Source organism: Acidocella sp. (assembly GCF_052326845.1).
GTDB lineage: Bacteria > Pseudomonadota > Alphaproteobacteria > Acetobacterales > Acetobacteraceae > Acidocella.
This window is the reverse complement of record NZ_JBKQJR010000013.1, coordinates 1-9,856: the sequence shown is the minus strand read 5'-3', so window position 1 is coordinate 9,856 and position 9,856 is coordinate 1. Positions and strand designations below refer to the sequence as shown.

Annotated in this window: 7 protein-coding genes; 3 read left to right on the top strand and 4 right to left on the bottom strand. The window is 62.9% G+C overall.

Annotated elements, in window-relative coordinates:
- On the bottom strand, positions 1-203 hold a 203-nt coding region (locus ACLPJJ_RS00975; RefSeq protein WP_443588831.1), incomplete at its 3' end, for a LysR family transcriptional regulator.
- A gap of 377 nt (positions 204-580) precedes the next feature.
- Between ACLPJJ_RS00975 and ACLPJJ_RS00970 the strand changes: the two genes are divergently transcribed.
- Positions 581-3,013 (top strand): CaiB/BaiF CoA transferase family protein, encoded by a 2,433-nt coding sequence (locus ACLPJJ_RS00970; RefSeq protein WP_443588829.1) that lies wholly within the window; start codon positions 581-583, stop codon positions 3,011-3,013.
- A gap of 216 nt (positions 3,014-3,229) precedes the next feature.
- On the top strand, positions 3,230-3,787 hold the full coding sequence (locus tag ACLPJJ_RS00965) for an FUSC family protein (protein ID WP_443588827.1): 558 nt from the start codon (positions 3,230-3,232) through the stop codon (positions 3,785-3,787).
- A gap of 75 nt (positions 3,788-3,862) precedes the next feature.
- Here the strand turns inward: ACLPJJ_RS00965 and ACLPJJ_RS00960 are convergent, their stop codons facing one another.
- The 3 genes from ACLPJJ_RS00960 to ACLPJJ_RS00950 are packed head-to-tail and all read right to left on the bottom strand — an operon-like array spanning position 3,863 to position 7,907.
- A complete protein-coding gene (locus tag ACLPJJ_RS00960) occupies positions 3,863-4,504 on the bottom strand; it encodes a TetR/AcrR family transcriptional regulator (RefSeq protein ID WP_443588825.1) in 642 nt (213 codons plus the stop codon).
- Between the two features lie 29 nt (positions 4,505-4,533).
- Positions 4,534-6,264 carry an aldehyde dehydrogenase family protein gene (locus ACLPJJ_RS00955; RefSeq protein ID WP_443588823.1) on the bottom strand — a complete coding sequence of 577 codons (1,731 nt, stop codon included), beginning with the start codon at positions 6,262-6,264 and terminating at the stop codon, positions 4,534-4,536.
- Positions 6,261-7,907, bottom strand: coding sequence for a GMC family oxidoreductase (locus ACLPJJ_RS00950; RefSeq protein WP_443588822.1), 1,647 nt, complete (start codon positions 7,905-7,907; stop codon positions 6,261-6,263). The genes ACLPJJ_RS00955 and ACLPJJ_RS00950 overlap by 4 nt, the downstream gene beginning before the upstream one ends.
- 268 nt (positions 7,908-8,175) lie before the next feature.
- Here ACLPJJ_RS00950 and ACLPJJ_RS00945 point away from each other — a divergent pair, with 268 nt between their 5' ends.
- Entirely contained in the window at positions 8,176-9,798 is a 1,623-nt protein-coding gene (locus ACLPJJ_RS00945) for an ABC-F family ATP-binding cassette domain-containing protein (protein ID WP_443588821.1), read from the top strand.
- Positions 9,799-9,856: the final 58 nt, after the last annotated feature.

Sequence of the window (9,856 nt, the reverse complement as noted above, 5' to 3'; positions counted from 1 at the left end):
CCCTGTCTCAACCGTTGATTCTCAACATCATTCAGGCCTACCGCGCGCGTTATCCGGCGAAAGAGAGGTGTGCCCAATTCACGCTCAAGCTGCTGAATCTGCAGGCTAAGAGGCGGTTGCTGGATGCCAAGCCGCTCAGCCGCGCGCCGGAAATGCAACTCTTCGGCGACGGCCACGAAATAGCGCAAATGCCGGAGTTCCAAAGTTCTAGGCCCTGCGCCAATCAACCGGTGCAGCCGCACCGCCATGGCGGGAAGCCTGGCCGGACTTCAAACCGCCCCGGGGAGCGCTCCGCAGGTTCTTCCTAGAACAGACATACCGCACAGACATTAAAATCCATCACCCAGCTTACGGCCAAAAATTCCACTCAGCCCCCATCATCATACACAGATCAGCGGTCACCTACACCACCACAGGGGGCACGACCGGCATGTGTGGCTGATACGTCTCATACACGCGCCGAGCCTCCCATCTCAGCGCCTCGTCACGCCGGGCCCGCGCCGAGCGCCGGACCAGCCCCTAGATTTTGGATAGGCGAGAACCTATGAGGTCCCGAGAAAAACTAATCTGTGAAGGGAAAATGATGGCTAAGGCGGCGACAAAGCGAGAGGCAGATGCCTTGCCGCTCAACGGTGTGCGCGTGATCGATCTTGCGGCCGGACCTATGGCCGCGATCGGCCGTATCCTGGCGGAACTGGGCGCGGATGTTATCCGCGTCGAGCCGCCCGAAGGTGCCGTGGATCGGAGGGAAGGTCTGACGGCCGGTGGTGTAAGCCTTGGCTTCGTCGCCGCCAATCTCAGCAAGCGGGCGGTCGCGCTTGACCTTGGCACCGCCGAAGGCCGGGACAATTTTGTGGCCCTTGTCGGCACGGCCGATATTCTCATCGAAAATACCCGCCCCGGTTCGGCGGAGGCCAAACTCCTGGACGTGCCGGGCATTGGCAGCCGCCATCCCGCTTTGGTGATCCTCTCGGCCAGCGATTTCGGCCAGGAAGGTTCCTACAGAAGCTGGCAGGCGACCGGGCCAGTCTTCCACGCGCTTTCGAGCGAGCTTGCCCGCTCCGGCATTCCCGGCCGGGCTCCGCTCCTGCCGCCTGGCGATCTCCCTTACGAGTGCGCCGTGCCGCAAGCCGCGTTCGTGGTCCTCGCCGCCTATCTCAACCGTCTCAAGACCGGATACGGCGACCAGCTGGACTTCTCGGTGCTGGACGCTGTGAGTCAGACGCTCGACCCTGGTTACGGCATCTTCGGCAGCGGGACCGGCGGAATAACCGGCGCCATGTTGCCGCGCGGCCGCCCCGAGGCGCGCCATCAATATCCGATTTTTCCCTGTGCCGACGGCTATATACGCATTTGCATCCTCGCCGCGCGCCAATGGCGCGGCATGTTCGAGTGGATGGGCCAGCCCGAGGAATTCAGCGATCCCTCCTTCAACAGCATGCCAGTCCGCTATGCGTCGAAAACGCTGCTGCCGGCCATCGCACGGCTCTTCGCCAATAAAACCCGCGCCGAACTGGAGGCCGCCGGACAACACTATGGCGTACCCACAGCGGGCGTGCTGAGCCTTGAGGAAGCCCTGGCCACCGAGCAGGTCAAAGACCGGAAGGTGTTTGTTCCGGTGGACGTGGCCCCCGGCATCTCCGCCCCCTTCCCTGACGGCGTCATGGAGATCGACGGTCACCGCGCGGGCATCAGGGCCCCCGCCCCCGCGCTTGCCGACTGGCAGCCGCAGGATTTCGCGGCCTCGGCCAAGCCGCAAGCCCCCGAATCGCCTGCCATCCCTCAACGCCAGCGCCCCCTGGCCGGGCTGCGGGTGCTGTGCTTCGGCGTGATCGTGGTGGGCGCCGAACAGAGCCGGCTGCTGGCCGATCTGGGCGCCGAGGTCATCAAGATCGAGAATTCGGAATTCCCGGATGGCTCCCGCCAGGCCATGCAGAACCAAAACGCTCTGATGCTGAGCAGCTACGCGGCAGGCCACCGCAACAAGCGCTCCTTTGGCCTCAACCTCCGTACCCCCGAGGGCAAGGCGCTGTTGCACAAGCTGGTTGGCCAAGCCGACATCATCTTCTCCAATTTCAAGCCTGGTACGCTTGAATCGCTTGGCTTTGACTATGAAAGCCTGAGCGCGATCAATCCGCGCATCATCATGGTGGACAGTTCTGCTTTCGGGCCCACGGGCCCCTGGAGCCGCCGGATGGGCTACGGCCCCCTGGTCCGGGCGTCGGCGGGGTTCACCGCTCAGTGGTGCTACCCTGGCGAACCCGACAGCTTCAGCGATGCCCTTACCGTCTACCCCGACCATGTCGCGGCGCGGGTCGGCGTCATCGGCACGCTGGCGCTCCTCATCCGGCGGCAGCGCACCGGTTGCGGCGGCACGGTCAGCGTCGCGCAGTCCGAGGTAATGATGAGCCACATGGCGGCGAAGATTGCCGCGTCGGTCCTTGCCCATGAAGGTAAGCCCCTGGGCGGCAAGCCTGAATTCGACGCGCCATGGGGCGTTTTTGCCTGTGCCGGTGACGACGAATGGTGTGTCGTCACGGTTCGTGGAGACGCGGATTGGCAGGCGCTCTGCGGCGTGATCGATCGCCCCGACCTCGCGGCCGATCAAACGCTCGCGACCGCCGCCGGACGAGATGCGCAACGCGGCCGGATCGATCAGGCGGTTGGCGCCTGGCTTGCGGCGAGAAACCCGCAGGAGGCCATGACTCTGCTGCAAAGCGCCGGTGTTCCCGCCGGCGAGATGCTCCGCGTCACCGACCTGCCGGAGTTCGGCTACTTCAAGGAGCGTGAATTCTTCTGCAAGGTGACGCACCCATTGATCCCCGCGCCGTTCTATCTGGAGAATGCGCCGGTAAAATCGAAACATCTGGCAGACCCGCCGCAAAATCCAGCCCCGCTGATGGGTGAACATACGGTCGAGATCGCGCGCGATTTGTTGGGCCTCTCCCCGGATGAAATCGCACAGCTTATCGAGAAAAAAATCCTCGAGACTGCGCCCGCGGTCAGCCGGTAGCAAGATCAAAGGGGGGCATCTGCCCCCCTTTGCGCGGCCCAAAGGGGCTGCCTGTTCTTCACGAGTGATATAAACACGCCATATGCAGGTCACTTTCAGCTCAAGGATGAGCGCCGGAACATGAAGGCGACACCGTATGATCAAATACATCGCTGATTTCATTGCCGAGTTTCCAACCAATGCCGGGAGGCGGCTGTGGGCGGTGGGGAGGCGGAGATGACGCGAGAAACGCTCGCCCGTCACGCCGCTTTTGTGCTTCGCTGCTCGGGGGCCGCTTCGCTGTCCTATCTGTTGGGGGCTGCCGTCGGTTTGCAGCATCCGGTGTGGGCGTCGATCTCGAGCATTATCGTCTCACAGGAAAAATCACAGGAAAAACTGAATGAGACCAACAGCGCGACACTATGGCGGCTCGCAGGCACAATCATCGGCGTCGCCGTCACAGTAGCGGTGGGGAGCTTGCTTATTCCTTTCGGCGCTAACACCGCCGTCCAACTCACCTGCGCCGTTGCATTATGCGCGGCCATCGTCCGGCTTTTCCCCGCGCTCAAGGTCTCTATGTGGACGGCGCCGATCGTCCTGCTCTCGGGGGCGCCGGGCATCCCACTACTGGATACGGGAATCTACCGCGGCGCGGAAGTTCTCGTCGGCGGCCTGGTTGGCGCGGCACTTCATTGGCTCGCCGAAATCGCGGTAATGCGGTTCTTGGGCCATCCCATAACGGCTGCGGGTCCATCGCCGGTCCTTACCCGCAACAATTCTCATTTGTCCGAATAATGAGGCGGGAGCATTTGGCGGCGGCTGGACTGGTTTTGCTGTATGGCTGACCTGATTGTGAGGTCCAGCTTGCTGTCACGGCAGCTCCGGCGACGCAAGGGGGAACAGGCGCTCAAGCCGTTGCCGGAACAATGTGCTGGCTTGCGGGTTTCCGCCCAGGTGCTGCTGCAGGAAATAGCGGAACCAGCCGTCGAGGATCAGATAGACATCGAGCGCCACCGGGTTCTTGCGCATTTCAGGCTGGCCGCCCAGCGCCCGTATTTTGTCGAGAAGTTGTTGAACCACCCCGATCAGACGGGCCTCGTGGTCGTCCACCACCGGGTGGAAGGCGGCATCGAACAACGCCTGGGCGCGGATGTCATACCATAGGCGGTGGATATGCCCTTGTTCCTCCACCGAGTGCACCAACGCTGTGATGAACTGGCTTTTGAGCGCAGCGAGATTATCCGCCGAGGCGATCTGTTCTTCGAGATTCTGGATGAAGGCGTCTTTATAGAGGCCGACGCAATAGATCAGCAGTTCCTTTTTGTCTTTGAAGTAATAGTGGATGACGCCCAGCGCCACGCCTGAGCGGGTGGCGATCTCGCGCAGGTTCAGGCGGGCGAAACCAAGTTCGGCCAGAGCCAAGAGCGCATGCTGCGCCAATTCCTGCCTCTTGTCAGGCCGGTTTCGTCCTGGCGAAGCGCCCGCGTTTTTTCCTCCTTTGCGATGGTTCATGGACCGTCGTTTTCCTCCCAGCCTTAATCTCAGCCGACAAGGGCGGTGGCGAAGATGCGAACCAGCTTGGCAAGGCTGGGGCGGTACGCGAAGCGCGTCAGCAGGCGTCCCAGCACGTTGGCGCGGCGGTTGGTGATGAACCATGGTGGTCGCGGCAGCAAGGTGAATGACAGGCTCAGCAAATTCCGCGGGAACGGCGCGAACGGCGCCTCGACGACCGTGCGTTGCGGGCGGTCGAACAGCAATGTGTTATGGACGACACCGATGCCGCTTTGCACATCATCGAGCGTGTGGCCAGGGAAGGCCCCCCAGGTGGCCTGTGGCAACAGAAAGCCGAGACCGGTCCAGGCATTGATGGCGATCGTGCCGTAACGCAGCTTGGCGATGATCTCGTCGAAACGCCGCCGCCCGATCTGCCGCAGGGTTTGCGGGTGGATCAGGATATTGGCCCCCAAGGTTCCGGCGAGGGTCCGGTTGGCATAGTCGATGGCGCTGATGAGAAAGGCCTCGGCGTCATCGCCGGGCAGTTCGGTCACGGCGAGGGCGGGGGCGAACACTTCGAAGCGCTCGGCTGTGCGATTGGTTCCGGCATTAAAGGAGAAAACGCCGCATTGATTGGCTGTCGCCGGCTGCGAGACGGCCGGGCCGGTAATGCCATTTTGAAATTCGGCGAGGCGCGCCGCGGCACCGGGGTAGTAGAGCGGGCGCGGCGCGGAAGATGCAAGGGAGGTCTCGACCGCCTTGAGAAATGCAGTCTTTTGCTTCCAGTTCGCCGGCAGGACCAGCACCTGGCAGGCGATACAGTTGAAACCCGCATTGTGCAGTTTCTGCGTGGCCACATTCTCGGCCTGAAAGGCAAGGTCGGCCGAAGACCACGGGCCGGGTACGACGATCGTGGGCGATACCCCGCCCAGTTCGGAGGTGATCGGCCGCCTGTTCTTCGGCGCCCCCGCCGCCTTGTTGGCGGCGGCCTCGCTGCCCGTGCCCCAGACGATGGCGTCATGGGCGACGGCGGAGCCGGTGATGTGGATTGTCTCGACCAACGGGTGATTGCAGAGATACTGGCCGATTGTAGCGTCCCCGCTGACGATGCGAAGGAAGCCGGATTCGATCAATGGTGCCAGCGCAGTCTCCAGAAACGGCGCCAGATAGTCATTGACCGGGTTCATCTTGAGCAGCACGACCTCATTGTCCACAAACAGCTTCTGCAGGCAGTCCAGCGGGGCGATGGCGGCGATGTTGCCGGCGCCAAGCACCAGCGCAAGCTTGCCACCGGCGGGCTGGGAGGCACCGTATCCGTGGGCGGTATGCTGCGCCAAATTCGCGCGGGTAATGCCAGGCTCCATCCACACTTCGGCGCTCACACCGCTGAGCAGCAGACGGTCCCAGATGGAATGCGGTATGACTTTGACGGCAAGCTGGCCGTTGGGCAGCTCACGCATCGGCAGTCCGTTCAGATACGCCTTGCCCGCGATCTTCGAGAGCGTCTCCATCAGCGCATTGCAGTAGGTCATGAGCGCATAGGGACCGGAAATCCATTCCTCCCCAGCCAGAGGCGCGTTTGCATCGAGCCCCTTTTTGCGGGCGGCGGTTTCGGCCCAATTCTGCGCCACGTGGTTCACGCCATCCCTGATCCGGGCGAGGATGGCCAACCGCGCCTCCACCGGCGTTTGCGCCCATTGCTGCTTGTTCCGGTTGAGCAGATCCAGAGCGGCATCGAGTTCGGCGTGCATGGTGCCAAAATCCGGTTCGATGTTCATTTTGCACTCTCCAGTTCGGCGGTCCGGCGCTCGGCATTCCGGGCGTCTGCGCGCATCCATTCGGCGGCCCGTTCAGCGATCATGATGGTGGGGGCGTTAGTATTGCCGCCGATCAGGGTCGGCATCACCGAGGCGTCAACGACGCGCAAGCCGGCGATGCCATGCACGCGAAGCTGCGGGTCAACCACGGCCATCTGATCGGTTCCCATCCTGCATGTGCCTACAGGGTGATAGATCGTGTCCGCGCGGGCGCGGATGCTTTGCAGCAGGGCTTCATCGCTGGTGATGTCGGTGGCGTAGATCTCCTTGAGGCGGTACTTGCTCAGGGCCGGCGCGTTGAGGATTTTGTGCAATTGCCTTGCCCCTTTGAGAATGTCGGCGACATCGTCGGGGTGGGACAGGAATTTGGGGTCGATGCGCGGCGGAGACAACGGGTTGGCGTCGTTCAGCCCAACCTTCCCACGGCTCTTGGGGCGCAGCACGCAGACATGGCACGAGAAGCCGTAGCCCGGATGCAGCTTGCGGGCGTGATCATCGACGATGCCGATGACGAAGTGCAGTTGCAGATCCGGCCGGTCGAGTTCGGGCAGCGACTTGATAAAGGCGGCACCCTCGGCGAAAGGCGTAGCCACCATGCCCTTGCCGGTTTTGCGCCATTCGAGCATTGCCCGGACAAGGTTGACAGCCCCCACCGCCCCGAGGCCGAAAAGATCGGTCTCCCGGGACTTATAGCTGATGATGAAATCAAGATGGTCCTGCAGGTTCTTGCCAACGCCGGGCAAAGGATCTTGCACCGCGATGCCTTGAGCCGCCAGCTCAGTGGGATCGCCGATGCCGGAGAGCATCAGCAGCTGCGGTGAATTGAACGTCCCGCCGGCCAGCACGACTTCGCGCGCGGCGGCGATGATTTCGCGCTGCCCGTTGCGCAGAACCTCCACGCCCGTGGCGCGCCCGTTCTCCAGCACGATCCGCAGCGCCTGCGTGTGCGTCAGCACCTTCAGATTCGGGCGGTCAAGAAACGGATGCAGGTAGGCGGCAGCGGCGGAGCAGCGTTCGCCATTGCGTGGTCCACCGTGAAACTGGGTGACCTGATAGAGACCAACCCCTTCCTGCACGGGGCCGTTGAAGTCGTCGTTGCGCGGGACGCCTGACTCGACCGCCGCCTCGATGAAGGCCCGGGAGATCGGGCGCGGGCTCTGCTGCTCAGAAACCTGCAATGGACCATGGCCGCCATGGAGTGCGCTTTCCCCGCGCTGGTTGCCCTCCGAGCGTTTGAAGTACGGCAGAACCTCGTCGAATGACCATCCGGCGGCGCCCAGGCGGACCCAATCGTCATAATCGGAGCGATGGCCGCGAATATACAGCATCGCATTGATGGCGCTTGAGCCGCCCAGACATTTGCCCCGAGGTTGAAATCCTCGCCGTCCGTTCAGGCCCGGTTGGGGCACGGTTTCGTAAGCGTAGTTGTTGATTTTCGGCCGGCCGGAAATCATGGCAACAGTACCCATCGGCGCACGCACCAGAATGCTTTCTCCAGCACCCCCGGCCTCCAGCAGACAGACCCGCACGGCCGGATCCTCGCTCAGCCGCCCAGCCAAAGTGGCACCGCCCGAACCGCCGCCTACGATCACGTAGTCGAACATAACAGTTTCCCCCGTTTTTGCTTCAACGCGCTATTTTGGAAATAGCGTATATCCACTTTGGACAACCGTCCAGAGAAATCACACCCTTGGAGGATGGCGGGTTTTTGCGTTCAGCGGAGGGGATAATTCGGGTGGCTATCGGATCGCTCGGCTATGGCCGGGGGCGGTGGCGAACGTGCCCCGGGGATCTACGCACAATCCTTGGCAGTTCTCGGCCTCAGAAACTTGGTTTAAGAGCGCCGCAAACCACTCCGGCCACCGAGGACCCATGATTCGCCTGGACAACATCAGCAAGCAGAACGGCACCCGCCTGGTCTTTATCGAGGCGTCAGCCGCGCTGCAGAAGGGCGAGAAGATCGGCCTGGTCGGCCCCAATGGCGCTGGCAAGACCACGCTGTTCCGCATGATCACCGGGCAGGAGGAACCCGACGAGGGGCAAGTCCTGGTCGATCGCGGCGTCACCATCGGCTTCTTCAGCCAGGATGTGGGGGAGATGGCGGGCCGCAGCGCCGTGGCCGAGGTGATGGCCGGGGCCGGGCCGGTGAGCGAGGTGGGGGCCGAACTGGCACAGCTGGAAGCCGCGATGGCGGACCCGGAGCAATTCGACCAGCTCGATGCCATCATCGAACGCTTCGGCGAAGTGCAGGCCCGGTTCGAGGAACTGGGCGGCTACGCGCTGGAGGGCAAGGCGCGCGAGGTGCTGGACGGCCTTGGCTTCAGCCAGGAGATGATGGACGGCGATGTCGGCCGGCTCTCGGGCGGCTGGAAAATGCGTGTGGCGCTGGGGCGCATCCTGCTCATGCGCCCGGATGTGATGCTGCTGGACGAACCGAGCAACCATCTCGACCTTGAGAGCCTGATCTGGCTGGAGACCTTCCTGGGCGGCTTTGACGGCGCGCTGCTGATGACCTCGCATGACCGCGAATTCATGAACCGCGTCATCAATAAGGTCATCGAGATCGATGGCGGCAATCTCACGAGCTTTTCCGGCGACTATGAATTCTACGCCAGGCAGAGCGCCTTGAACGAGAAACAGCAGCAGGCGCAGTTCGAGCGGCAGCAGGCGATGCTGGCGAAGGAAGTCGCCTTCATCGAGCGCTTCAAGGCGCGCGCCTCCCACGCCGCCCAGGTGCAGAGCCGGGTGAAGAAGCTGGAGAAGATCGACCGCGTGGAGCCGCCCAAACGCCGCCAGACGGTGGCCTTCGATTTCCGCCCGGCGCCGCGCTCGGGCGACGATGTGGCCAACCTGCGCGGCGTGCACAAACGCTACGGCAACCGGGCGATCTATGAGGGGCTGGATTTGCTGGTGCGGCGCAAGGAACGCTGCTGCGTGCTGGGCGTGAATGGCGCCGGAAAGTCCACGCTGCTGAAGCTGGTGACGGGCACGACAGCGCCGGATGCGGGCACTGTGACGCTGGGTGGCAGCGTGAAAATGGGCTATTTCGCCCAGCATGCCATGGATTTGCTGGACGGCGACAGCACCGTGTTCGAGACGCTGGACGCTGCCTTCCCGCATGCGGGCCAAGGCTCCTTGCGCGCTTTGGCAGGGGCCTTCGGCTTCTCCGGCGACGAGGTTGAGAAACGCTGCCACGTGCTCTCGGGCGGCGAGAAGGCGCGGCTGGTGATGGCGCTGATGCTGTTCGACCCGCCGAATTTCCTGGTGCTGGACGAACCGACCAACCATCTGGACCTGGCAACGAAGGAGATGCTCATCACCGCGCTCTCCAACTACGAGGGCACCATGCTGTTTGTCTCGCATGACCGGCATTTCCTCGCCGCCCTCTCCAACCGGGTGCTGGAGCTGACGCCGGAGGGCATCCACTACTATGATGGCGGTTACACCGAATACGTGGCGCGCACGGGGCATGAGGCGCCGGGGCTGCACGCCTAGAGCAATATGTGTTTAGGTTGAACCGGGCGGTTCGACATAAACACATGAGATTGCTCGC

What these genes read in the sequence shown, in the direction of transcription:
- ACLPJJ_RS00970 (WP_443588829.1), top strand. Translation starts at nt 581, where the DNA reads ATGATGGCTAAGGCGGCGACAAAGCGAGAGGCAGATGCCTTGCCGCTC.
- ACLPJJ_RS00965 (WP_443588827.1), top strand. Translation starts at nt 3,230, where the DNA reads ATGACGCGAGAAACGCTCGCCCGTCACGCCGCTTTTGTGCTTCGCTGC.
- ACLPJJ_RS00960 (WP_443588825.1), bottom strand. Translation starts at nt 4,504, where the DNA reads ATGAACCATCGCAAAGGAGGAAAAAACGCGGGCGCTTCGCCAGGACGA.
- ACLPJJ_RS00955 (WP_443588823.1), bottom strand. Translation starts at nt 6,264, where the DNA reads ATGAACATCGAACCGGATTTTGGCACCATGCACGCCGAACTCGATGCC.
- ACLPJJ_RS00950 (WP_443588822.1), bottom strand. Translation starts at nt 7,907, where the DNA reads ATGTTCGACTACGTGATCGTAGGCGGCGGTTCGGGCGGTGCCACTTTG.
- ACLPJJ_RS00945 (WP_443588821.1), top strand. Translation starts at nt 8,176, where the DNA reads ATGATTCGCCTGGACAACATCAGCAAGCAGAACGGCACCCGCCTGGTC.